The 24,734-nt window shown below is 59.3% G+C and carries 21 protein-coding genes and 1 pseudogene; 2 read left to right on the top strand and 20 right to left on the bottom strand.

Features of this window, described 5'->3' with window-relative positions:
* Positions 1-43: 43 nt before the first annotated feature.
* From BN871_RS13875 to BN871_RS13825, 11 genes are all read right to left on the bottom strand, one after another.
* Positions 44-916, bottom strand: coding sequence for a carbohydrate ABC transporter permease (locus BN871_RS13875; RefSeq protein WP_021880288.1), 873 nt, complete (start codon positions 914-916; stop codon positions 44-46).
* Positions 917-927: 11 nt separating this feature from the next.
* Positions 928-1,821: a sugar ABC transporter permease gene (locus BN871_RS13870; RefSeq protein WP_048746682.1), complete on the bottom strand. Its 894-nt coding sequence runs from the start codon at positions 1,819-1,821 to the stop codon at positions 928-930.
* A gap of 3 nt (positions 1,822-1,824) precedes the next feature.
* Entirely contained in the window at positions 1,825-2,151 is a 327-nt protein-coding gene (locus BN871_RS13865; protein WP_021880290.1) for a DUF4387 domain-containing protein, read from the bottom strand.
* Positions 2,152-2,165: 14 nt separating this feature from the next.
* Positions 2,166-3,515, bottom strand: a complete 1,350-nt coding sequence (locus BN871_RS13860) for an acyclic terpene utilization AtuA family protein (protein WP_048746680.1) — start codon at positions 3,513-3,515, stop codon at positions 2,166-2,168.
* A 113-nt stretch (positions 3,516-3,628) separates the two neighbouring features.
* A complete protein-coding gene (locus BN871_RS13855) occupies positions 3,629-4,324 on the bottom strand; it encodes a FadR/GntR family transcriptional regulator (RefSeq protein WP_048746679.1) in 696 nt (231 codons plus the stop codon).
* 267 nt (positions 4,325-4,591) lie between these two features.
* Positions 4,592-5,728: a molecular chaperone DnaJ gene (gene dnaJ / locus BN871_RS13850; RefSeq protein ID WP_048746678.1), complete on the bottom strand. Its 1,137-nt coding sequence runs from the start codon at positions 5,726-5,728 to the stop codon at positions 4,592-4,594.
* 382 nt (positions 5,729-6,110) lie between these two features.
* Positions 6,111-7,949, bottom strand: coding sequence for a molecular chaperone DnaK (gene dnaK, locus BN871_RS13845; protein ID WP_048746676.1), 1,839 nt, complete (start codon positions 7,947-7,949; stop codon positions 6,111-6,113).
* A 90-nt stretch (positions 7,950-8,039) separates the two neighbouring features.
* A complete protein-coding gene (grpE, locus tag BN871_RS13840) occupies positions 8,040-8,645 on the bottom strand; it encodes a nucleotide exchange factor GrpE (protein ID WP_069202441.1) in 606 nt (201 codons plus the stop codon).
* A 100-nt stretch (positions 8,646-8,745) separates the two neighbouring features.
* The gene (gene hrcA, locus BN871_RS13835; RefSeq protein ID WP_048746674.1) at positions 8,746-9,774 is read right to left on the bottom strand and encodes a heat-inducible transcriptional repressor HrcA; all 1,029 of its coding nucleotides are present in this window, start codon (positions 9,772-9,774) and stop codon (positions 8,746-8,748) included.
* 142 nt (positions 9,775-9,916) lie between these two features.
* Positions 9,917-10,750 carry a sugar phosphate isomerase/epimerase gene (locus BN871_RS13830; RefSeq protein WP_021879825.1) on the bottom strand — a complete coding sequence of 278 codons (834 nt, stop codon included), beginning with the start codon at positions 10,748-10,750 and terminating at the stop codon, positions 9,917-9,919.
* Positions 10,751-10,956: 206 nt separating this feature from the next.
* Complete coding sequence (locus tag BN871_RS13825) at positions 10,957-11,424, bottom strand: N-acetyltransferase (protein WP_021879826.1); 468 nt, start codon at positions 11,422-11,424, stop codon at positions 10,957-10,959.
* A 199-nt stretch (positions 11,425-11,623) separates the two neighbouring features.
* Here BN871_RS13825 and BN871_RS13820 point away from each other — a divergent pair, with 199 nt between their 5' ends.
* Both BN871_RS13820 and BN871_RS13815 read left to right on the top strand, forming a co-directional pair.
* Positions 11,624-12,166 (top strand): DUF1572 family protein, encoded by a 543-nt coding sequence (locus BN871_RS13820; protein ID WP_021879827.1) that lies wholly within the window; start codon positions 11,624-11,626, stop codon positions 12,164-12,166.
* On the top strand, positions 12,163-12,459 hold the full coding sequence (locus BN871_RS13815) for a hypothetical protein (protein ID WP_021879828.1): 297 nt from the start codon (positions 12,163-12,165) through the stop codon (positions 12,457-12,459). The genes BN871_RS13820 and BN871_RS13815 overlap by 4 nt, the downstream gene beginning before the upstream one ends.
* Positions 12,460-12,601: 142 nt before the next feature.
* Here BN871_RS13815 and BN871_RS13810 read toward each other — a convergent pair whose 3' ends face one another.
* The 9 genes and pseudogenes from BN871_RS13810 to BN871_RS28395 form a co-directional block, all read right to left on the bottom strand.
* Entirely contained in the window at positions 12,602-14,965 is a 2,364-nt protein-coding gene (locus BN871_RS13810) for a hypothetical protein (protein ID WP_048746671.1), read from the bottom strand.
* Positions 14,962-17,280, bottom strand: a complete 2,319-nt coding sequence (locus tag BN871_RS13805) for a class I SAM-dependent methyltransferase (protein WP_021879830.1) — start codon at positions 17,278-17,280, stop codon at positions 14,962-14,964. Before BN871_RS13805 ends, BN871_RS13810 begins: the two co-directional genes overlap by 4 nt.
* 7 nt (positions 17,281-17,287) lie before the next feature.
* Positions 17,288-18,118 (bottom strand): carbohydrate ABC transporter permease, encoded by an 831-nt coding sequence (locus BN871_RS13800; protein ID WP_198156145.1) that lies wholly within the window; start codon positions 18,116-18,118, stop codon positions 17,288-17,290.
* Positions 18,119-18,122: 4 nt separating this feature from the next.
* Positions 18,123-19,073 (bottom strand): carbohydrate ABC transporter permease, encoded by a 951-nt coding sequence (locus BN871_RS13795; RefSeq protein ID WP_021879832.1) that lies wholly within the window; start codon positions 19,071-19,073, stop codon positions 18,123-18,125.
* A 165-nt stretch (positions 19,074-19,238) separates the two neighbouring features.
* Complete coding sequence (locus tag BN871_RS13790) at positions 19,239-20,591, bottom strand: sugar ABC transporter substrate-binding protein (RefSeq protein WP_048746669.1); 1,353 nt, start codon at positions 20,589-20,591, stop codon at positions 19,239-19,241.
* Positions 20,592-20,667: 76 nt separating this feature from the next.
* Positions 20,668-22,794 carry an amylo-alpha-1,6-glucosidase gene (locus BN871_RS13785; protein WP_048746668.1) on the bottom strand — a complete coding sequence of 709 codons (2,127 nt, stop codon included), beginning with the start codon at positions 22,792-22,794 and terminating at the stop codon, positions 20,668-20,670.
* Between the two features lie 162 nt (positions 22,795-22,956).
* On the bottom strand, positions 22,957-23,979 hold the full coding sequence (locus BN871_RS13780) for a LacI family DNA-binding transcriptional regulator (protein WP_048746666.1): 1,023 nt from the start codon (positions 23,977-23,979) through the stop codon (positions 22,957-22,959).
* A gap of 228 nt (positions 23,980-24,207) precedes the next feature.
* The gene (locus BN871_RS28400) at positions 24,208-24,474 is read right to left on the bottom strand and encodes a hypothetical protein (protein WP_048746665.1); all 267 of its coding nucleotides are present in this window, start codon (positions 24,472-24,474) and stop codon (positions 24,208-24,210) included.
* 14 nt (positions 24,475-24,488) lie between these two features.
* Positions 24,489-24,734: pseudogene (locus BN871_RS28395) on the bottom strand (hypothetical protein); the annotation flags it as partial.

Below are 24,734 nucleotides of genomic sequence, written 5' to 3'. Positions count from 1 at the left end.
ACCTGCCTCGCTTGAGCTGCCCTTGCGGCCGGAACGCTCCGGCTTAATCCTTGACTCCCCCTTCCAGAGCGCCCTTGGCGTAATACTTCAGGATGAACGGGTAGAGCACGAGCAGCGGCACGATGGCGATGATGATCGTTCCGGCCTGCAGCGCCGCGAAGTCGAAATGGATGGAGCTGTCGAACATATTCTGGCTGCCGATGAGCGACGTGTTGTCCTTGCGGACGACGAACTGCCTCAGCACGACCTGCAGCGGCCACTTCGCCGGCTCCGAGATGTACAGCGTGGCCCGGAAATACTCGTTCCAGTGGTACACGCCGTAGAACAGTCCGAGCGTAGCCAGCCCCGGCTTGGAGAGCGGCATCATGATCCGGCTGTACATGCGGAAGTGGCCGGCTCCGTCGATGCGGGAGGCCTCCAGAATTTCCTCCGGAATGTCCTGGAAAAACCGCATCAGGATGAAGAGATAATACACATTGACCGCCTTGTACAGAATCAGCGAGGTCAGCGTATTCATCAGGCCGATATCCTTGATGAGCAAATATTCGGGTATCATGCCCGGCTCGAATACCATGATGACAATCAGGAAGAAAAGGACGAATTTCTTGCCTGCGAATTCATTGCGGGCGAGCACGTAGGCGGCCATCGAGGTGAGCGCCAGGTTCAGCGCCGTACCCGCAACGGTAATCCAGACCGAATTGAGGATGCTGCCTGTAATGAGCGGATTGGCGAACAGAAGCTCATAGTTGAGCGTGGAGAAGCCTTTCGGGATGATGTCCAGACCGCCCATCAGATGCGCCTTGCCCGGCTCCGTGAAGGAAAGGGCAAGCAGATTGAGCAGAGGCACGAGCACCATGAGCGTGAAGGCGAACAACAGCAAATAAATGACGAGTTTCGAAACTTCCAGTCTTCTCACTGTTATCCCCCCTACCAGACGCCTTTGCCTGAGATGCGCTTCGAGATGAAATGCGTGCCTAGGATGAGGACGATGCCGATGACGCCCTTGAACAGGCTTGCCGCTGTCGCATAGGCGAACTGGCCGTTGCCGATGCCGATCCGGTACACATACGTGTCCAGAATGTCCACGACGCTGATGACCGATGCATTCATGAAGTTGAACACCTGATCGAAGCCGGCATTCATGAAGAAGCCCAGATTGAGAATGAAGACGGTTACAACAGTGCTGTAGAGATGGGGCATCGTAATGAAGCGCATCTGCTGCAGCCGGGTCGCGCCGTCGATCTTGGCCGCTTCGTACAGCCCCGGGCTGATTTTCATGATCGCAGCCAGATAGATGATGGAATCCCATCCCGCGCTGCGCCAAATCTCCGAGAAGACGAGCACCCAGCGGATATGCTCCTTGCTCGTCATATAATCGACCGACGGCAGCTGGAAGAAGCTCGCGATCTGGTTGACGCCGCCGGTCGCCGGATTCAGAAGGCTGATCCAGATGCCCGCGATGACGACCCAGGACAGGAAATGCGGCAGGTAAAGCACGGACTGCACGTATTTGCGGTACTTGGAGCTGCGCACTTCATTGATGAAGAGAGACAGCGCGATCGGAATCGGAAAGACGAAGATGATCTTCATCAAGCTGATGATGATGGTGTTCTGGAGCACGCTGGCGAATGCCGGCGAGCTGAACAGCGTCTTGAAATGCTTCCATCCGACCCAGACAGGGTCGCCGATGATGCGGTAATCCTGGAAGGCGAGCTTCATGCCGTACAGCGGGATGAGATGGAAGATGAAGAAGTAGAGCAGGGGCAGGAACAGCATGGCGTAAAGAACCCAGTCCTGCCGCAGCCGCTTCATGACGTTCATAGCCTACACCTCCCGGGGACAATGGATTTCCAGCTGCATGAGCGGGGCATGCTGCTGGGCTCCGTACACATCCCGGTCTCCGGCGCTGCCGGAGGAGATATCCCGCGACATCGTCACCTTGAAGCCGAGTGCCTGGTCGAAAAAGACAAAGTGATGAATCCGTTCCTCCGTCATTCCATAAGCCTTGCTGACGGCTTCTCTTGTGACGGAACCGGAGTTCTTGACGTGTTCATACATTTCCCTGGAGTCGAAGAGCACATCCAGAGTAAGTTCAAAGGGGCCGGAGTTTTTGCTTCGCAGCACCTTGGCCATATCGCCGAGCTTGGTCATGGCTTGCTTCCTCCTTATCGCTGCTCGATCGTGAAGACATCCGGTCTCGATTCCATCAGGTGGTACACGGAAAACGCATATACCGGCCCGAACTCGATATCGCTGGGAGCGAACGGAAAGGCCAGATTGCCGGCGGTCGACTTGCGTCCCTCATAGCCGTAATGCAGGAAGGTCGAGCGGACGGTCGCGCAGATGCTGCTGGCCAGCTCCTGCGTGCGGGCGACAACCTCGAACATGACGCCGACCTCATGTCCCCGGAACGCCTCCGGCTCCTGGCTGCCCAGCACGCCGTTCATCCCGTAGTTGTAGAAGCGGATCTCGTAATCCGACTCCGGGATGTCCCGATAGTAGTCCTTCGCCTGGCTGCGGACCAGCTCCTGGACCGCCTCCAGCTTGCCCAGCAGGATCGGGTCGCGGATGCCCGCCACGACGAAGGTCCGGTAAGCGGTCTGCCTCGCGCCTTCGAGCTTGATTCTATACGTCTCTGCCGGTAGATACCGGCTGCCGCTGACGCGCACGACGCCAGGACTGCTTTCCTCGAAGCGGCATAACTCCAGGTCCAGCGTGAAGCCCGGTCCATGCAGGATGTAGGGATGCTCCTTCTCGTAGAACGTATGGGCCGCCACGCTTGTCTCGCTGCAGGTCCGGTCCGGATTGAGCGATTGGACGGTGAAATAGCCGTCGCCGATCGTCCCGAGAATGCTGTCCTTGGTCGTGCCCGGCTCGGCGCACAGCGCGCCGCATTCCAAAATCTTGCCCAGATGGTAGGACAGGCCCGGATCCTTGCCATGATAGATGCCGATAGCCGCGAACGGCGATGGATCGTAGGCTCTGCCGCAGACGATGATATCCGCCCCGCCTCGCAGCGCTTCGACGATCGGCTCGTGTCCCATCTGGGCCACGATGCTGTTCGTAGCCGCGATGGCCTCTTCCGTGAGCGGCGGAATGTTCGGACTCAGGGAGACGATCCGCCCTTCCTCTCTGGCCTGCCGGATATCCTGCTGAGAGAAGTCTGCCCAGATGACGGTAATGCTGGCCTGCAGGTTCATTTCCTCCAGGAGCTCGTCGATGATCTCCAGCGTCCAGTTCACATGCGTTCTCGCTCCGGAGCCCCCGGCCGAGCCGATGATGATCGGTATTCCGCTGGATAGTCCGGCTGGAATCATGATGCCGAGGTCCTTCTTCACCGCCCTCTTGCTGACGATGGAGACGCCGGCGCCCAGCTTGTGCGGTCCTCCATCGGTCGAGCCGGCATCCACGACGATGCCGTGCGGCTCCTGGCTCATTCCGTTCATGAAGGATTTCTCCGGAAATCCGTATCCCAGCATGCCGCAGGGCGATAAGATTCGAATGTCTGTGCTCATCTCGGTCTCCCTCCTTTTCAAGTCGTAGTAGATCGTTCTGGAAACATTTGGATGATTGGACAGCTGGATAATTGGATCACCCAATTTGGGGTGAAGAAAAAGGGGATCTCCCCTTAGGCTTGAACCGCGTTTCGTTGAATATTGTCCTTCACATGGCTCAAATGGTTGAGCAAGGCAAGCCTCGCCTTGACGGGATCCCGTTCCTTGATCGCCTGCAGAATGAGCAGATGCTCCTCGTAGACCTCGCTCTTGCGGCCGGGAATGACCGCCGTCTTGCTCAGCGTGCGCTGCAGCATATCCATCTGCAGCTCGATCATGTTGACGAGCACGACATTATGGGTCGCCTTGGCGATCGACAGGTGGAAAGCCTGATCCGGCTTGGAGCGGTCCCCGTCGAGATCGATCCTTCCCCAAGCCTCGAAAGCGTCTTCGATCTCCGCGATATCCTCCTCGGTCGCCCGCTTGGCGGCGAGCTCCACGATGCCGGTCTCGAACAGCTCGCGGGCCTCCAGCAGTTCAATGATCGTCGCCCGCTCGATATTGTCGAGGATGCGGCTGCGGTCCTCGGCGACTTCAAGCGACTTGCTCAGGAAGCGGCCGCCGCCGGGCCTGGCCTCGATCAGCCCTTCGCGCTCCAGGATGCGGAACGCCTCCCGCAGCGTGCCGCGGCTGATGCCGAACGACTGGGCCAGCTCCCTCTCCGTCGGCAGGAAGTCTCCTGGGGCGAGGTTGCCTTCGAGAATAAGGGTTTTCAGCTGCTCGATGACATCCTCGTAGACCCGATGATATTTGATTTTCTTAATCGTCATAAATAAGTCTTTCCTCTCTATCTCGCACGTTGCCGTAATTGGATCATCCAATTGACCACGGGTTAATCATAAGCGCAGGATGGGATCGTGTCAAGCGCTTTCATACATGCAAAGCTGGTCGTGCTTTCTCAAGCGCGTTCACCTTTTATTGCGGCGATAGAATTTATGTGTCAGCATGATACCCATCATAATTGCTGATTCAAAAGACAAAAAGTGCGCTCTTCAAGGAGAAGAACGCACCTTATTGCCTTGCCTTGCCTTGCAGAACTAGTCGCCCCGGAAAGCCTTTTTCATCCGGTCGAAAATGCTTTCGTGATGCTCCTGCTCCTGGCCAGGAGCCGAGGAGCCGCCTAAGCCGCCGAGCTGGCGAAGCAGATCCTTCTGCTCGTCGCTGAGGGCGGTCGGCGTCACGACCGTCACCTTGACATGCTGGTCGCCGTTGCCGTAGCCGCGCAGCTTCGGCACGCCTTTGCCCTTCAGGCGGAAATACGTGCCCGTCTGGGTGCCGGCCGGAATCTTCAGCTTGACCTTCTCGGTCAGCGTCGGAATCTCGATCTCGTCGCCGAGCGCCGCCTGCGCGAACGTGAGCGGGATCTCGCAGTAGATGTCGTCGTTCTCGCGGTCGAAGAATTCATGCGGCTTGACGCGCAGCACGATGTACAGATCGCCGTTCGGGCCGCCTTTCGTTCCGCCTTCGCCCTCGCCGGTCAGGCGGATTTGAGCGCCTTCGTCCACGCCCGCCGGAATCTTGACCGTGATTTTACGCTGTTTTTTGACTTTGCCGGCGCCATGGCAGGTGCCGCATTTTTCTTTGATGATTTTGCCGGTGCCGCTGCAGTTCGTGCAGGCGCGGCGGTTGACCATGCGGCCGAAAGGCGTGTTCTGCACGACCTCCTGCTGACCGCTGCCGCGGCAGACCGAGCAGGTTTCCGGCTTCGTTCCCGGCTTGGCGCCGGAGCCGTGGCATGTATCGCAATTTTCGGTCCGCGGAATGGTGATCTCGGTTTCCTTGCCGAACACCGCTTCCTTGAACTCGATCGTCATCGTATACTGCAGGTCGTTGCCCCGCTGCGGCGCGTTAGGATCGCGCCGGCCGCCTCCGCCGCCGAAGAACATGTCGAAGATGTCGCCGAAGCCGCCTCCGAAGTCCTGTCCGGAGAAGCCGCCTCCTCCGAACTGATTCGGGTCGACGTGGCCGTACTGATCATACACCGAACGCTTCTGATCGTCGCTCAGCGTGTCGTAGGCTTCCTTCACTTCCTTGAACTTGCTTTCCGCATCCGCTTCCTTGTTCACGTCGGGATGGTACTGCCTGGCCATCTTGCGGTAAGCCTTCTTGATGTCTTCGCCCGAGGCGCCTTTATCGACTCCAAGCACCTCGTAATAATCGCGTTTGTCCGCCAACCTCTCTCACCCCCATGAGATTTTATCGATATGCTCAAGCATGCTGTAGGAACTGTTCGATCTTCCCATCGCTGTTGAAGACAACTTTCTTTTTTCACAACCCCTTAAAAGGGTTGAAATTTGTCTTCAAAGGCGACCACTGACGTTTTCCAGACCCGAACAGACCACTCCCGCATATCCGCATCTAAACTCTTACTTTCACCCTTGCTCAAACACGCAACAAACGGCTTGCCGCCCTCTCCCTCCCGGTGCCCCGGGCCGGATGGCCGCAGGGCGCTGCTTGGAAAAAGGCGGAGCCGCTTGATGGATGGCTATTGCTATGGTAACGCGAACGGCTCCTTCAAGTCCATCCCTGTCCATTCGCGTCGAAGAAGCAACCCGCTTACTTCTTGTCGTCGACGACTTCGTAGTCGGCGTCCACGACGTTGTCCTTGCCGCCGGCGGAAGCTCCGCCCGCGTCTGCGCCAGGAGCGCCCTGCTCGGCTTGAGCCGCTTGCTCATAAAGCTTAACGGACAGCTGCTGCACGATTTCCGTCAGCTCCTCGGTCGCCTTCTGGATGACTTCCAGATCTTCGCCGCCGATTGCCGCCTGCAGAGCTTCCTTCGCTTTGTTCGCTTTTTCGATCTCGCCCGCATCGACTTTGTCGCCCAGATCCTTCACCGTCTTGTCGACGGAGTAGATCAGCTGGTCGGCATTGTTTTTCGCTTCGACGAGCTCTTTGCGCTTGCGGTCTTCCTCGGCGTTCAGCTCGGCGTCCTTCATCATGCGCTCGACTTCCTCGTCGCTGAGGCCGCTCGAGGATGTGATCGTAATCTTCTGGCTCTTGCCCGTGCCTTTATCCAAGGCGCTGACGTTCACGATGCCGTTGGCGTCGATGTCGAAGGTGACTTCGATCTGCGGAATTCCGCGCGGAGCCGGCGGAATGTCTCCCAGCATGAAGCGTCCAAGCGTCTTGTTGCCCGAAGCCATGGAGCGCTCGCCTTGCAGGACGTGGATTTCTACGCTTGTTTGGTTGTCCGCATAGGTGGAGTACACTTGGGATTTGCTCGTTGGGATCGTCGTGTTGCGGTCGATCATTTTGGTGAACACGCCGCCGGCCGTCTCGATGCCGAGGGAGAGCGGAGTGACGTCGAGCAGCACGACATCCTTGACGTCGCCGGTCAGGACGCCCGCTTGAACGGCAGCGCCGAGAGCGACGACTTCATCCGGGTTGACGCCTTTATGCGGCTCTTTGCCGATCAGCTTCTTGATCGCTTCCTGCACGGCAGGAATGCGAGTGGAGCCGCCGACAAGGACGACCTTGCTGATCTCGCTCGCGGACAGGCCGGAGTCGCTCAGAGCTTGACGCGTAGGTCCGAGAGTGCGCTCGACGAGCGGAGCTGCGATCTCTTCGAATTTGGCGCGGGTAAGGTTCATCTCCAAGTGCTGGGGAACGCCGTCTACCATCGTGATGAACGGCAGGCTGATCGTCGTCGTCAGGACGCCGGACAGCTCTTTCTTCGCTTTCTCGGCCGCATCCTTCAGGCGCTGGACGGCAGCCTTGTCCTTGGACAGATCCGTTCCATGCTCTTTCTTGAACTCGGATACGATATGGTCGATGATGACTTGGTCGAAGTCGTCGCCGCCGAGGTGGTTGTCGCCGCTTGTCGCTTTGACTTCGAAGAAGCCGTCGCCGAGCTCGAGGATGGAGACGTCGAACGTGCCGCCGCCAAGGTCATAGACGAGAATCGTTTGATCTTCCGTTTTCTCGAGGCCGTAAGCAAGTGCTGCGGCCGTCGGCTCGTTGACGATGCGGAGCACTTCGAGGCCGGCGATTTTGCCTGCGTCCTTGGTCGCCTGGCGCTGGGAATCGTTGAAGTAGGCCGGTACGGTAATGACCGCTTGCGTCACGGCTTGGCCCAGGTAGGCTTCCGCATCGGATTTCAGCTTCTGCAGAATGATCGCAGAGATTTCTTGCGGCGTGAAGTCTTTGCCGTCTACCGTTTCCTTGTGGTTTGTGCCCATATGGCGCTTGATCGACATGATCGTGCGGTCCGGATTCGTGATCGCTTGGCGCTTGGCCGTTTCGCCGACGATGCGCTCGCCGTCCTTCTTGAAGCCGACGACCGATGGGGTCGTGCGGTTGCCTTCCGGATTCGGAATGACGACGGCTTCGCCGCCTTCCATTACCGCTACGCAGGAGTTCGTTGTTCCAAGGTCGATGCCGATTACTTTGCTCATGAGTATATCCTCCTTCGTTTTCATCCACATTTTATAAATGAAGTATAACCTCTGTATCTTAAAGGCAGCTTAATGCGCCGGGACGACCGCTTAACCGCTGACCTTGACCATCGCAGGGCGAAGCACCTTGTCCTTGAGGATATAGCCCTTCTGGACTTCCTCCACGACGATGCCTTCCTCATGGTCTTCCGACTCCACCTGCATGATCGCCTGATGGAACTCGGGGTTGAACGGGCTTCCGACCGCTTCCATCGCTTTGAGGCCTTCCTGTTCAAGAACGCCTTGCAGCTGGCGGAAAATCATGTCCACGCCCTTGGCAAGCGAATCGGAATCGCCGCTGCCGGCTGCCGCCGCTAGCGCGCGCTCGAAGTTGTCGACGACCGGCAAAAGCTGGGTCAGAAGCTTCGAGGAGGCGTACTGGGCAAGCTCTTCCTTCTCCTTCTGCGTGCGGCGGCGGAAATTGTCGAAGTCCGCCTGTGCGCGCAGATAGCGCTGCTGGTGCTCCTCCGCCTGCTTTGACAACTCGTCGTAGCGCGGATCTGCTGCGGGAGCTTCGGCTTCCGCCCCGCCCTCTGCCGGAGCCGGCTCGCCTGCCGCGGCAGCCGATGCCTGCTCGGCCGTCTGCTGATCCGGGTCCATCCTATCCCCTTCGTGATGCTGTTCCTGTTCATCTAGCGTATTCTTCTTGGATTCCAAGCATACTCACCTCCTGCAATAATCGCCGCTAGCGGCTTATGTACCGGGATCTAGCCCGGTCATCCTGCACCATGGCGGTGCGGGATCCAATGTCTCCGCTTCAGCGCTGCCCTCCGCGCCCGATCATCAAATGCATGTTGCTGCTGAGCGCTCCCAAAAGGCTGATGACCTTGCCGTAGTCCATCCGGGTAGGGCCGAGAATGCCGATCGTGCCGAGCGAATGTCCGTCGAGAGCATAAGTCGCCGTAATCAGGCTGCAGCTCGCTATCGCCTCATGGTCGTTCTCGGTTCCGATCCGCACCTGGATGCCTTCCGGCATGGACGAGAACAGCTTCAGCATCGTCGGCGTCTCGTCGAGCAGATCGAACAGAGTCTTGACCTTGTCGACATCCTTGAACTCCGGCTGCGTTAAGATGTTGGTCGTGCCGGAGACGAACAGCCTGCCGTCCTGCTCCGGCCGCAGCGCCTGTTCAAGTATGCCCAGAAGCCCTTCGATCTGCTCGGCGTAACGACCCATTTCTTCCCCGGCTTCCGAGAACAGCCGCGACTTGAGCCGCAGCAGCGGAACTCCGCTCAGCCTCTCGTTGAGAAAACGGACCGCCTTCTCCATGTCGCTCATGTCCAGATCGGCCGGAATCGTCACCGTGCGGTTCTCGACATGGCCGGTATCCGTGACGACGATCGCGACCGCCTTGTCTCCGCCAAGGGGAACAAGCTGGAAATGCTTGAGCGCCTGATTGACCGAATCGGGTCCGAGCACGATCGAGGTGTAATTGGTCAGGTTCGAGATAATCATCGCGGCATGCTGGACGACTTGCTCCATCTCGATCATCCGGCTCGCAAAAAACGACCGCATGGTCTTGAGCTCGTTGTCCGTGACGCTGTCATGCTTCATTAAATGGTCGACGTAATACCGGTATCCCTGAATGGAAGGGATGCGTCCGGCCGATGTATGGGGCTGCTCCAGGAAGCCGAGCTCCTCCAGATCCGCCATCTCGTTGCGGATGGTCGCAGGGCTGAACCCTACGTCTCCCCGCTTGGAGATGCTGCGGGAACCTACAGGCTCGGCAGACCGGATATAGTCATTGATGATGGCGCCAAGAATAAGCTGCTGTCGTTCGGTTAACATCCGCGTTCTCCTCCCGTGCGTATCCATTTTCGGCCGGCTTGCCGGTTCGCCGTTAGCACTCCACCTTGATGAGTGCTAACATTTAATACAAAAATACCAAACCTACTCGACGATTGTCAAGTGATTTGGTATCTGCAAGGCTTCAGCCGGCCGCATAGGGCTCCACGATTCGGCGCACCCTCTCGATTCCGGCCCACATGTCCCCGGGACCGTCATAGATGATGACGTAGGAGCCGTCGTAACCCGAATGGCGGACAGCTTCCAAACAAAGGCGAAGCTCCTGCTCGTCCGGGATGCCGTGCTCGTCGAACTCGGCCTTGGCGTGCACGGACAAGCTTCTCGGCAAAATCATCGCCAGCTCTTCGTATTTGGCCGCGCCCTTGAAATTGCCGAAATCCGTTATCATCGCCAGCGGCTTCTCCGTCCGCCCGAGCAGCTTGAGGCAGCTGGGACCTGTGGAGGTCAGAGGCTTGAAATTCTCCGTCACGATGCGCACCCCGCATTCGTGCGCATAGGCCGACAGTCTGTCCAGGCTCGCAGCGGAGCGGGCTAGAGCCCCCTCATCGGTCGGCATCGCTTCTCCTGCAATGACCCGCACCTTCTTCGCTCCGGCAAGGGCGGCAGCATCGATCCAGGACGAGATATACCGCTCGTCCGCCTCGACTCTGCGTGGATCCGGCGAAGTCAGATCCCCGTAGTCCAGCAACAGCGTATCGAATGCGATTCCTGCATTCCGAAATGCGGCTCTGAGCTTCATGAGATCGTCCGGCTCCCGGGAAGGAAAGTGGAAGTGGCATACCTCGAGCGCCTGAAAGCCTTTCGCTGCCGCTGCAGCGGGCAGCTCCAGCAAGGACAGCTCTTCCGGCTGCGGCTCCAGCGCCGTCCTGTGGACGCCGTCCTCCTCGTCCCATATCGTCCAGCGAAGAGGACCGAGAAGCCGATGCAGGCTCCATGTGCTGACGGATAAATACGACATTTGGCAGCATCTCCTTTAGGATAAGCATATGTTGAAGAAATCGCTTTCATGTCAGGCCGGCTTTTCACCCGAAAACTCATCTTCCTTCTATAAACCCGGCCGATTCAGGCGGGCAGCCTGCCCGAAAGAAAAAGCGCCCGTCCCCCGGGCGGCTTCTTCTTCTGCTTCGCGATCGGCCCCTTCAGTTCCTGCCGGAAGCCGGCTGATCAAATATTTCGCAAAACCGCGATCTCGTCGCAGGCATGCTGCTTGGGGCAATGGATGCAATCGGTCCATACTTTCTCCGGAAAAATATCCTTGTTCACGACGGCAAATCCATTGCGCTCGAAGAAGCGGACTTCATAGGTCAGCGCCATGATCTTCGGTATGCCCTGCTCCTGGGCATTCTTGATCAGCAGATCGACGATTTTGCTGCCGATGCCGTATCCCTTGTATCCTTCCGTAATCCCGAGCGAGCGGATCTCGACCAGGTCCTGCCCCAGCCGCGTAAGAGAGCCGCAGCCGACGACATCTCCATCGAGCTCGGCAATGACGAACGTATCGATCTGCCGGAGGAGCACTTCCCTGGACCTCGGAAGCATGATCCCCTTCTCTGCATAATTTTTGATCAGCTCATACAGCGTATCCACGTCCTGGGGGCTTGCTTTGCGGCACAACGCTTCCTTTACCAGCATCCATGGTCCTCCTCTCGGCCTTTTTTACAATATGAATAAATATACATCAAATAGAATTAATGCTCAAGAAAAAAATCCGCCTGCCTATCTGCCGTCTCCCGATAAAAATAGCTTGGCCTGCCGATCGCAAAATCGGTTTGCCGGATATTTCCAGCAAAGAGTATGATAGGGGGAGTACAAGTCTAAGGAGGAAAACGACATGTCTTCTCAACAGCTCGGAAGCCATCTGCTGCAAAGCTGCCTCGCGACCTTCGAAAGCCAGAAGAAGCTGGCGGACCGCTCGCTCGGCCAAATCGACGACGGGGGCCTGTTCTGGACGCCCTCGCCGGAATCCAACAGCATCGCCGTCATCGTCCGCCATCTGTCCGGGAACTTGAAGTCCAGATGGACCGACTTTCTGACGGCCGACGGGGAAAAGCCGGACCGCAACCGCGACGGGGAATTCGAGCTTCCGCCCGGGACGGACAGGCAGGCTGTCCTCTCCGGCTGGGAGGAGGGATGGGCCGCTCTCCGGACGGCCTTCGATTCCCTGCAGCCGGAAGATCTGCTCGGCACCGTCCTCATCCGCGGCGAGCGGCATACCGTCGTCGAAGCGATCCAGCGCCAGGTCGCCCACTTCAGCCATCATGTCGGGCAGATCGTGTATGCCGCCAAGGCGTACCGTTCCGGAGACTGGCACACGCTCAGCATCCCCAGGGGCGGCTCGGACGCTTTTAATGAAGCGAAAAGAAGCGGTGGATGAGGAACAACCGTTTCTTCGTGACCGGCTATCTCGTCTTCAGCCTGATTCTTGTCGTCTTCTTCCTGTTCATTCTGATCGACATCTGGTGGGCTCTGAACGTGCCCAAAACGGGGCCGATCGGGAACGGGCCTCCGATAATGTCCGCGTACGCATGGATAAGACTTGGCACAACCGGAAGCCTCGGTCTAATCAATTTTATCCTGGCTCTCGTCCTGTACCGGCAGCTCCCTCCCCATTCGGAAGAAGATCCTCATCGAACGGAAGAGAACGGAACGGACTCGAAAGCCGGGTGACCGTCTGTTGACGTTGACGGCGCAGCGGCCAGCAACTAACTAGCGATCTGCATACGACATGCAAGCAGCCTGCTTACGGCAAGCAAGCCTCGGCAATGCTGCCGCAAAAAAGCCTGCATCTAGGATGCAGGCTTCTATTCATTCAGGAGCCGGCCGCCGCCAGCTTGACGACCCGGACCTCGTGCTCCCCTTCGCCCTCGACGTCCGCATAACATCCCTCGCCGTCGGCTTCCAGCCTGACCCGGAGTCCGTCCAGCAGCACGGCTGCCGCCCCCAGCGCTTCTCCCGGCAAGCGCAGCCTAACGGTCCAGCCTTCGCCCTGCAGCTTCCAGCGGTACACATCCTCAGCTGCCGTGAGCCGGATCTCATACTGCTGCAGCTCCGCCGCGTGCTCGCCCAAGCCGAATCCGACGTTGGAAATGGCGGCTTCCTTCCATTCCTCCGGCAAGCGGGGCTGCAGCGTCAGATGCTTGCGGTACGCTTCCGGACCGATGCCGAACATGTACGCCGCAAGCGGCCACACGATGCCGTAATTGGTCCATGCCTGCACGAAGCAGCCATAGTCCGGAGACATCTCCGACATGGAGCCCGGCAGCCTCCGGTTGAAGGTGGAGGCGATCATCCGCGCATAGCGGAGCGACTCGTCCATCCGGCCGTAACGCGCCTCCGCCACGGCTTGAACGCCGGTCGATATCGTCATCATCTGATCGCGGTACATGCCGGACAAATACGTTCCCCAGCGGCCCGTGAACTCCTCGCTTGCCATCCGGTCCAGGGCGCGGATCGCCTGCTGCCGCGGAGCGAGCCCCGCTTCCATCGGCGTGTTGATGACCCAGTTTTTGAACAGCCACGGCTTCTCGAGCTCGGGATGCAGCCCTTCCATGTCGGCCTTCATCGCCAGGAGATCGCGCACGGCGTTATCGGCTCCGAATTGCCTGGCCCTCTCGATGTAGAGATCGATCCTGTCCCGGACCTTGCCCACCGGAGCCATGGCGTCCGCATAGAGGCCTTCCTCTTCCAGCCACATGCCCCGGTTGACGGCCTCTCCGACCCGGACGGCAAGCTCCGCCCAGCGGCTGCGGCCGCTCTCGTCTCCCAGCAAGGCCGCCATCTCCGATGCGGCGTTGAGCGCGGACCACGTATAGACGGCTGTATCGATCAGCTCGACGTTCAAGCCCTCGATCTCAATGATGCCGTAGCCTTCCGGCAGCAGGTCGCCGTCGGGGTCCATTTCCCCGAGCAGCCAGTCCAGTCCCTTCAGCACCGAAGGATAGAGCTCGTCAAGGAGCGCGGCATCTCCCGTCCATTTCAGCACCTCCCACAGGCAAGAGATGAAATGGGCCGTCTCCTGCGTATTGCCGGGATGGGCGGCAAGCCCGTTCGTCGACATCTCGTGGATGATGCGGCCGTTCCCGTTCGCCTGCTCCGAAGCCCGGTGCAGCAGACGCACCGTATCCAGAGCCGTCTGCATGCCTCCCGTTGCCAGCAGCCCGGGAATCGCATAGCTGCTGTCGCAGCCGAACCACCAGGGATACTCCGGCTGGCCCGCCCCGAGTCCTCTGCCGACACCCGGAACATCCCGAAGCAGCCAGTCCTGATGGAATTTCACCCAATGAAATGTTTTCTGCAAATGCTTGTCGGGGATATCCAGCTCGGAGGCGGATAACAGGCTTTCATACCGCAGCACCTTGGCCGCCCACAGCTCTTCGGCCGAGCCGAGCAGCTTCTCGAGGCTTGCCAGCGCGTCGAGCTCGCTGTGCAGCGAGCCGGCAACGGCGAACCGCATCTCGATCTCGCCTCCCGCGGGAAGGTGCTCGCCGGCGTATGTCAGCTCGCCGCCGACGCCCTTGCCCGCAGTCCAATGCGGTCCGAACAGCTCCCGGTCGATGTCGCAATTCGAGGCAGGAAGCGCCGAGCCGGCAGCGACATGCCAAGGCTGATGCTCATCCCTTGCAGTAAAGACGCCGCGATCCGGATGGAATCGGCCTTGATCGAACCCTTCCCGCCACTCCATTCCTTCCGAGAACCAGACCGGACTCAGGTCGGTCCGAACCAGGAAATGGACATCCAGATCGCGCGGACGATCGAGAAGATTTCGAATGGCGAATGAAACGAGAATCCCTTGCTCGCCGTCAGGACAAAACTGCCTGCGGACGATTTCCAGACCGAGCCTGCTCATCGTATACCGATGTTCATTGTGGAAGGGATGGTTCACGAAGATGCCGGCCTCCGTCAGCCAGACAGGTCCCGAAGCTCCGCCATCTTCTTCCCGGTCCCGGATGCCGAGCCAGAATCCGTCGAGAAGCTTGACGGGATGCAGCCACAGCCCGCCCATTTCAAGCTTGACGTGATGGCCGAAGTCCGGAAAGCCTCCATTCTGTCCCCCGATCAGGCACGCCTTGCTGCCCGGACATAGGAACAGATCCTGCCACGAGGCTCCTTCCGTGCTTCCCTCTTCCTTATATGGAGCCAGCTTCGGCCCTGTATCCCACAGCTTCATGTTCACTTGTCCTTCCTCCTATCGGTAAAAAAGCGGTCCGCTGCCGCGGCAGCGGCATAACACAGGCAGCCGGCAGCCAGCGTAGCGGTCACGCCGGCCGTCATCGAGACGGCTGAGCCGAGCAAGGAGCCCCATATGCCGGCCAAGCCGCTCACGGCAAAGAAAAAGGCGGAAGAGCCCGGCAGCCGCCGGTCATCCTCGCGCAGCCCGGACGGAAGCGGCATGCCCATCGGCAAGCCGAGCAGCAAGGCGGAAACGCCGACGAACGCCAGCCGCGCGCTGTCTCCGGAGACCAGAAGACGATCCGACAGGGCAGGCTCCGCCAGCAGCAGTAGGACCGCTGCAGCAAAAGCGGCCCCGGCGCCGGCGTAGGCGGGAAGCCGGAAACGGCCTGCGGCCGCGCTTCCCAAGCTTCCTCCGAGCAGCAGCGGCATGATGACGGCAATGGATGCAAGCGCAGGACTGCCGAGATAAAGCAAAGCCTTTTGGATGAGCGCCGTCTGGACGGACATATAGCCGATCCCGAGCAGCAGATAGAGCGGGTAGGATTTCAAGCGCGGCTTTCCAGCCCGCAGCCTTGAAGCCCGGCCTGGCCCGTACTCTCCGATTCCGATCACGAATGCAGCCAGCAGGGTCAAAGCCGCGGCGGCAGCCAGCCATTGCCCGAGAGCGGGCGGCAGGCCGGGGTCCACCTGGAAGAAGAACGGCCGGTCATCCTTGACGGGATGGACCGCGTAGTCGGAATCGCGCACGAACCGGTCGAACGGGACCTGGCCTTGAACGAGCGGCTTCAACAGCTCCTCGTCGGAGCCCGGAAGGAACAGCGGCCGCAGCCCCAGCGAGCGCGCCCCGGTCTGAAGCAGGTTGAGCTGGCTCGAGTCGAGCGGCGTGTTCTGGATCACGGACAGGGTAAGCTGCGGCGAGGACGACTGGTCCGTTGCCAGAAGCAGCGCCGTGTGGCGGGAAGCTTCCGCCGCCGTGCGCTCCCCGTCCGACATGAGCGCTTCAAGGCCCGTATAATAGGCGCGGACGCCTTCGATGCCTTGATGGGACAGGATGGCGAGCCTTCCTCCCGGCGCCAGCTTGGCCAAATACTCCTTGAACGCTTCCCTCGTGAACACGTAATTTTCAGACAAGGCTTGGCCGCCCATGCCGCCCACCTGCGAATAGACGAGATCTAGGACGATCAGGTCATAACCGCCGGCGCTGCGGGTCAGCACGCTTCTTCCGTCGCCGACGACGGTCTTGACGCCGGGACGATCCAGGAGGCCTCCGTTGTAGTCCGCCTGCTCCCTCATGCTCCGGACGATGCCGGAGCTCAGCTCGACGGCAGTGACATCCTTGGCTCCGGCAAGCAGCGCGTACAGAATGTCGCGTCCCCCGCCCGCTCCGATGACGGCGGTCCGATCCGCGCGTCCAGCGGCGAACGGCAGGAACTCGATATCACGGGCAAGGCCGGCAACGGAGCTCAGGCTGCCGTCGAACCGGTACATATAGCTTCCGGCACCGCCGTTGACGAACAGCATGCGGCGGCTGTCATCCGCGGTCGCGACCGTGTCCGTGCGGGCGAATCCGTCCCAATGCGTCGAGACGACATGGGCGGAAGGATCGCTGCGCAGCGTCCCGACAATCGTCTTGTCAGGCGCAGCCCCGTGAAAAGCGGCGAAATCGAGCTGCCAGCCGTCCAACTGCCTGGCCGTCTCGAAGGCGGGCGGCGTCGCTGCGAGCAGCAGCACGGCTGCCAGGACGGCATATCTCCTCCTCATGCCCCGTCCGCCGGCAAACAAGGCGAGCGCCGCCGCGAAGGCAGGCGCCGACATGAGGAACACGGCCGCGAAGCCGCCGAGCCGTTCCGTCAGGATGTAGCCCAGCAGTGCGCCGGCCGCTGCGCCGAGCAGATCGGCCGCATATACGGCAGGCGCCGGAGCGGTCCCGGAAGCGAGAGCCCGGCCCGTGACCCAGCCGAACAGCAGGAACGGCAGCGCGCACAACAGCGCGTAAAAGGCAAGCTGCCCCGAATAGGGAAAACGGGCCAGGACAAAGCTCAGGAGGATGGCGTATCCTCCCGCAGCCATGCTTGCCCAGCCCGCAGGAGCCGCAGCCTGCATCCTGCCGGCCTTGCCTCCGAAGCGGACGGCGGCGTAAGCGCCGGCCCCGGTGCCGAGGACGGCCAGCGAGATCAGAAGCGACACATAATGATATTGAAGCAGCACGCCGAGCACATTCGTCAGCGCGATTTCCAGCCCCAGCATGGATGCCGACAGCAGGCCGACGCCTGCCAGCCATCCCGCTCCGCTTCGGTTCAAGGTCAGCTTGGCCATAGGCTTGTTATCCTTTCATTCCGGTCAGCGTAATGCTTTCCACGAAGTATTTCTGGCCGAGGAAATAGAACAGCAGCGAAGGCAGCATCGTGACGACGGAAGCCGTCATGAGGAAGTTCCACTGGACGTTGTTCTCGCTCTTGAAGAAGTTGATGCCAAGCGCCAGCGTATACAGCTCCGGCTTGTTCAGGTACAGCAGCGGAGTCATGAAATCGTTCCAGACGCCGTTGAACTGGAGGATGGCCACCGTGATGATCGCAGGAATGGTCAGCGGCAAAATGATGCGGACGAGAATGCCGAGCGTGCTGGCGCCGTCGATCTTGGCCGCCTCCTCCATCTCGACGGGAATCGTCATGAAGAACTGCCTCAGCAGGAAGATATAAAAGGCCGTGCCGAAAAAGGCCGGTACGATCAGCGGCAGCAGCGTGTTCATCCATCCGAGTTCCTTGAACAGGTAGAACACCGGAATCATCGTGACCGAGGTCGGCAGCATCATCGTCGACAGCATGAGGATGAACAGCATGTTTTTGCCCTTCGCCTTGAAGCGGGCGAATCCGTACGCGACGACCGTGCAGGACAGCACCGTTCCGATAATGTTCGGCACGGTGACGGCAAGCGTGTTGAGCAGCCAGCGGCCGAACGGAAGGCCCGTGAAGGTCGTGATGTAGTTGTCCCAGCGGATCGGATCGGGAATCCACTTGACAGGAACCGTGAACACTTGGTAGGACTCCTTCAACGAAGTGGACAGCATCCAGGCGAAAGGAACCAGCATCACGAGCGAGCCGGCCAGAAGCAGCGCATACACGATGGTTTGATGGAGCCATTTGTTTGTTCGCATGCCTTTACTTCCTTTCCCCTTCATAGTAGACCCAGGCGTCCGAGGACTTCACGACGATCAGCGTCAGCACGAGAATGATGATGAACAGGAACCAGGCGAGCGCGGAGGCGTAGCCCATGTTGAAGTTCTCGAACGCGTGCTGGAACAGGTAGTAATTGTAGAACAGCGTGGAGTTCATCGGTCCGCCTTTCGTCATGACATACGCCTGCCCGAACGTCTGCAGCGCGCCGACGATGCCCATGATCAGGTTGAAGAAGATCGTCGGAGTCAGCATCGGGACGGTGACGTTTTTCAGCTTCTGCCAAGCGTTGGCTCCGTCGAGGTCGGCCGCCTCGTACAGGGACGGCGAGATGCCCTTCAGGCCGGCCAGCCAGATAATCATGCCACCGCCTACTCCCCAGAGGCTCATGATGACCATGGAAGGCATCGCCCAGTTGGGATCGTAGATCCAGCCCGGTCCCGAGATGCCGAAATAACCGAGGATCGTATTGAATAATCCGATTTCCGGATTGAATATCCACATCCATAAAACCATGACCGAAACGCCGCTGACGACGGCCGGCATATAGAAGATCGTGCGGAACAGCCTCATTCCCCAGGCGGCCTGATTGAGCAGCAGGGCCAGCGCAAGCGAGAACACCAGTCCCAGCGGTACGGATAAGACAGAGTAGATTACGGTTACTTTGAGCGAAGTCCAAAAAAGCGGATCATGATTCAGCGCCTTGGAATAGTTTTTGAACCCGATAAATTTTGCTGGCGTCAGCAAATCCCATTTGGTCAGGCTGATGATAAACGAAGCGATCATCGGACCGAGCACGAATGCCAGAAATCCGATCAGCCAAGGAGAGATCAGCACATAAAACCATATGGCTTCCTTGCTTGTAGCCCGCATTGCCTTCTTGCGGGGAGCAGCTGCGGTTGTTGCGGAAGCGCCGTCCATCTCCGGCATATTCATCTTTTATCACCTCAAGCGGATTAAGTGGGACCGACTCCGCCGCCTCAAGGCATGCGGCTGGTCCGTTCGGTTGCAGGCAGGATCCGTGCAGCCGGGACAGGGGAAGACGATCCTCTTCCCCTTCCTGCTGCGCGGCAGCGCCGCCAAGCGGCGCCATCCCAAGGCTTACTCGGATTTGGCCGTTTGCAGGTCCGCATCGCCTTGTTTGGCGGCTGCGTCCAGCTCTTTCTTCACGTCGATCGGCTTGCCAAGCATCATTTTGTCCATGACCGATTGCAGCGCCTTGCCCCCGGTCGTGCTGAAGTAAGGGCTCGTTTTTTCCGGGAAATCCTTGATGTTCGGGATATCGTTGAGGAAGGGCTTGAGAGCCTCGTCATTCGTCTGGCCGAGCTTCTCAGCGGTAGCTTTGACCGCCGTGAACGCATAGGCTCCGAGAAGCTCCTGTCCTTCGGGTCCGGTCAGGTATTTCAGGTAGCTCCAGGCCTCGTCCTTGTTGGCCGACTTGGAATACAATCCATACCCGGCGTAGCAGATCGTATTGGCCGCTCCGCTCGGGCCGGCCGGCATGGCGACGACGCCGAAGCTCAGGTCCTTGTTGCTCTTGTAATCCGTCACCGGCCAGCGGCCTCCTACGCTCATCGCCACTTTGCCTGCCGCGAACAGATCGACGCCCTTGAACGCCGCGCTTTCGGTGCTGGACGGGGAAATGCGGTCCTTCTGGTACATGTCCTGGTACAGCTCAAGCGCTTTCACCGTTCCGTCGCTGTTCATGAAGCCGTCGAACTTCTCTCCGTCGGGGCTGATGACGCTGCCGCCGTACGCATTGATCAGAGGCAGGACGGCACGTGTCCACGCGCCTGGCAGGTTGACTCCCCACTGGGTGATGCGGTCGCCGTCTTTCTTCGTCAGCTTTTTGGCCGTGTCGTACAGCTGCTCCCAGGTCCAGCCTGCTTGCGGATAGGGCAGGCCCGCTTCGTCGAACAATTTTTTATTGTAGAATACGGCCAGGTCGGAATAGTCCTTCGGCAGCGTGTAGTATTTATCGCCGAGCTTGCCGACGTCGAGGACGTTGGCGTAATAATCGTCCAGCTTGATTCCGTTGTCGCCTTGAATATAGGAGGTCAAGTCTTCAAGCGACCCCTTGTTCATGAACATGCTGATGTCTCCGTCGCCGATCTGGAATACATCCGGCGCCTGGCCGGCGGCGATCTGCGTCAGCAGCTTCGTGCCGTATTGATCCGGCACGGATTCGATGGACACCTTTACGTTGGGATGCGCTTTCATATAATTGTCCGCAATTTGCTGCTGGATCTTGAGGCTGTCTCCTCCGTCCCACGTTCCGACGCGGAGCTTGACTTCTTTCGCTTCCGTGCCGCCTGAAGCGTCTGCGTTGCTGGCTTTGCCGCTGTTCCCGCTCGCCGCGTTGCCGGAATTGGAGCCTGAATTCGTACCGCAGGCCGTCAGCGCGATCGCCGCCGACATCCCGATGGCCAGTAATGCGGTTCCTTTGATCTTCATGATTGGAACACCCCTCTAAAATAGTGGTTATATTAAGGGCCGGCGCGGGGCGCGGGCCCGAAATACCTTCATTCGCCTATTGCCGTCCTGCCAAGGAAACCATGTCGACGGTCCAGCCATCCGGCAACTCAAGCACCGTAGTCCGATACTCGCCTCCAGTACGCACGATTTCCACCGCCAGCCGTCCGTCGCCGATCCGCATCCCCTTCACGGACAGGCGGTTCATTCCTTCCGGCAAAGACGGCTTCAGGCTGATCGTCCTGGAGGACGGATCGAACTTCAGCCCCGTCATCGCCGTGACGAACACGAGCGGAGTCGCCGCGGCCCATGCCTGCGGCGAGCAGGCGACCGGATAGCGGACCGCGCGGCCTCTTGAAGCCGAATATCCGCAGAACAGCTCCGGCAGGCGGCCGTTCTCGAAATGTCCGGACGCCTCCAGCAGTCCTTCCATCACGACAGCGGCTTCCTTGTCGAGGCCGTACCTGGCAAGGCCCATCAGGCAAAGCGAATTGTCATGCGGCCAGATGCTGCCGTCGTGGTAGCTCATCGGGTTGTAGGCTTTCTCGCCTTCCGCCATCGTGCGGATGCCGTAACCGCTGAACATCTCCGGCGAGATCAGCCGGCGGGCAACCGCCTCCGCTCTCTCCGGCGACACGAGGCCGGACATGAGAACATGGCCCGGGTTGGACGTCACGGTGCCGACCTGCGCGCTGTCTCCATCCAGGGCGATCGCGTAGTACTGGCGATCCTCCATCCAGAAGCGCTCCTCGAACCGCTGCCTCAGCGCTTCGGCTTCCGCCTCGAGGCGCACGGCCTGACCGCTCCTCTCCGGATCGTTCAAGGTCCGGAACAGGCCGGCGAGAGCTTGCTTGGCTTGATAGACGTAGCCTTGCACCTCGACCAGGGCTACCGGAGCTTCGGCGTAGCGGCCGTCCCGATGGACGACGGAATCGGCGGAATCCTTCCATCCCTGGTTCGCAATGCCTTTGGATGACTCCTGATAATAGGAGGTGAAGCCTCTGCCGCCGTGGTCCCCGTACCGGTCGATCCACTCCAGCGCCCTGTCCGCATGGGGCAGAAGCCGCTTGAGCGTATTCATGTCCCCGGTCCATCTGACATATTCCCCGAGCAGCACCAGGAACAGAGGCGTCGAATCCACCGAGCCGTAATACGGATTGAAGGGAACCTGATTCGTGTTCGCCAGCTCTCCCTTGCGGAGCTCATGCATGATTTTGCCCGGCTGCTCGTCGCGCCAAGGATCTTCCTTCGTCCCCTGGAAATGAGCCATCGTCAGAAGAGTTCCTTTGGCCGCTTCCGGCTGGATCGGCAGCAGCTGCAGCGCCGTAATGAGGCTGTCGCGGCCGAACGGCACCGCGAACCATGGCAGACCTGCGACAGGGAACGGTCCGAAGCCGATGTCCGTCAGCAGCACGCGGATATCCTGCAGGCCGCGTCCGTACAGCCGATTGAAGGCGGGCAGATCGCTGTCGACGGATGTCGCCTGCTCGTTCCACTCCCGGTACGACCGGCGCAATGCTTCCAATGCCTCGTCCCTCGGAACGAGCCGCGCTTCCTCCTCTCCGAACGTCGGGGCGAAGCTGAAATGAACCGCGCTTGACTGTCCGGATTCCAGCTTCATCCGGAATGCCGCTTCCCCTTCGGGAGAGAAGCGGTCCGCTTGCCTGGACCAGCGGGCGATGAGGCTGCGCTTGATGCCGTCCAGCCCGTCATAAGCGAACGCAAGCCCGTTCTCGCCAGGCAGAGGCGGAGCTGCGACGCCTGCGCCTCCGCTCTGGAAACCCCGGATGACGAACATATCCGTGAAGTCGGCCGCGAATCGAAGCGACAGCTCGAATTCCCACGCCGTCGGACTGTAGTTTGTCGCTTCAACCGTTTCATAGAGCACATCGCCGTAAATGAAGCGGGTCCGCTTGATCTCGATGGATTCCCGCCACAGCTCGAGCTTGCCGTCCATCTCCATATGCGGATTCGTAAGCAGGATGGTGGACAAATAATTCTCATCCGCCTCCGAGGAGAGGACAATCGGCTTCTTGCCGTTGATCCGCAGCTCCAGCACGCTCAGAAAGCGGGTATCCCTTGTATACAAGCCGAAGCCTTGTCCTTCTTCCTGCCGCTCCGGGATATCGCCCGAATGGTCGGTCATCAGGAACAGATCGTTCTCTTTTATCACGCGGTAGTCCATGTGTATGCAATCCCCTTTAGATCTCCAAAACGTTTTGGACAACTTTACATGATGTCCATAAATGATCATGCCTTATAAACACTGATATTCCTTAATTAGGAAGCGCTTACTTGTCAACCAAAACGTTTTGGTAATTTCCGAAAATAAAACGCCCTTCCGCTGTCACGGTTTTTCACAGGGCGACGTGCTTTCTCTTATCATCAATTCGTTATGGAGCATGATCTTGTGATTCACAGGCCTGCCTTCAATGAGGTCAACGAGCAGCTGGGCAGCCTGGTAGCCCATTTCGTATTTGTTCTGGCGGATGGTCGTAAGCTTGGGAGAGCTGTAGGACGCGATCGCAATGTCGTCGTATCCCACGATCGAGATTGTCTCCGGCACCTTGCCGCCGCTGCGCTCGACTGCCCTCAGCGCTCCCAGAACCATCAAGTCGCTCGCCGAGAATACGGCCGTCACTTCAGGGTGATGAAGCAGAATCTCGAACATCGCCTCGCAGCCGCCCTCTTCCGAGAAGCCGCCGTTGAACACCAGCTCGGGCCTGTAGGCGATCCCGTGCTTCTCCAGCGTCTTCCGGTAGCCGCTCAGCCTCTCCAGGCTGACCGCCGCATCGTTGTGGCCGTTGATCATCGCGATATGGCGATGCCCCTGCTCGATCAGATGCCTGACCGCCATGGAAGCTCCCTCCACGTTGTCGGTCGTGACATGTCCGAGGCAGCTGCCCTCGGCAGGAATGTCGATCAGCACACATGGAAAGTTGGAGTCGTAGGTCACTTCCTGCAGGTACGGGTCCTGGACTCGAAGGCCCGATATGATGGCGCCGTCCACGTTCCTTTCCTTGCACAGGTCGCTGTAGGATTTGGACATCTGCTTCTTGGCGTTCGTGCTGAACAGCATGATCTCGTAATCCAGCTCTCCGGCCCGGTCGTTGATGCCGCACAGAATCTCAAATGCCATCGCATCCTTCGCTCCGGCCCGGTTGATATCCGACAGGATCACGCCGAGCGTCCGCGTTTTCTTGGTGACCAGGCTGCGGGCGAGCACATTGGGGCGATAGTTGAGCTCTTTGGCTGCTTTCTGGATTTTTTGGCGGGTTCCCTCGTTCACATCGTCATAGCCGTTCAACGCTCTGGAAACGGTTGTGACGGAGACTCCCGCATACTTCGCCAAGTCTTTTATGGTGGTCAGTCTTCCTCACTCCTTCCTTCCAAAACGTTTTGGAAGTCTTTACCCGCTCAGTATAACGGAAAACCGAAAACGCTTGCAACAGTTTTTTTTTATTCCTTTTTTTTTCTTGTCCCGACAACCTGCAATGGAGCTGGAGCATGCCCAATGCGGCACCGGTCGGAACAAAGAGAACCGAGCCATGAATGCCGTCCGGATAAAAAAGCCGGATAAGAGCCTGGCCGTTCTCCATCAAGCGCTAGGATTGCCAACACGCCGAATGAGAGCCGGCAGCCGCTGCCCGTCCAGAATCCAACACAAAAGCCGTGAAAGGTTGAGCATAGAACTCATGAACTGCGGCGCCCGCTTGTCGAGGACTTCCTCGAAACGCTTCTTGATGGCCGGCGCTGCGAGAAAGCTCTTCAGCCCCTCGTTCTGAGGCTTCGGTGCTGCCGGCGCGTTGTTGGCGCGCGTCTGGAGCTTGTTGCCGAGCTCCGTGGTGCTTCTGCTTGCGGTCATTTACTTCTCCCCCTTTAGTGGATCAGGAAGCGCCGAGACGAGCTCGTGCGCGAGTATTTTTCAAAGATCTCCGGCAATTCGGCCTTGACGGCCTTCGTGTCCAGCGCCGTCCGGCTGCTGCTCTTCCAGCTGACCACCTTCTCGCCGCTGAACAGCGCCGCCTCAGCGTCCTGCATCTCTGCCTTAAGCGCGTTCTTAGCGGCTTCGAGCCGTTCCTCCGCAGCGTCGGCAGCCGCCTTGGCGAAGCCGGATCCGCCAGA

Origin of the sequence: Paenibacillus sp. P22 (genome assembly GCF_000469945.2) — a bacterium.
Lineage (GTDB): Bacteria > Bacillota > Bacilli > Paenibacillales > Paenibacillaceae > Paenibacillus_O > Paenibacillus_O humicus.
Note: the sequence above shows the minus strand (reverse complement) of the source record. Positions and strands in the feature narration are given on the sequence as shown.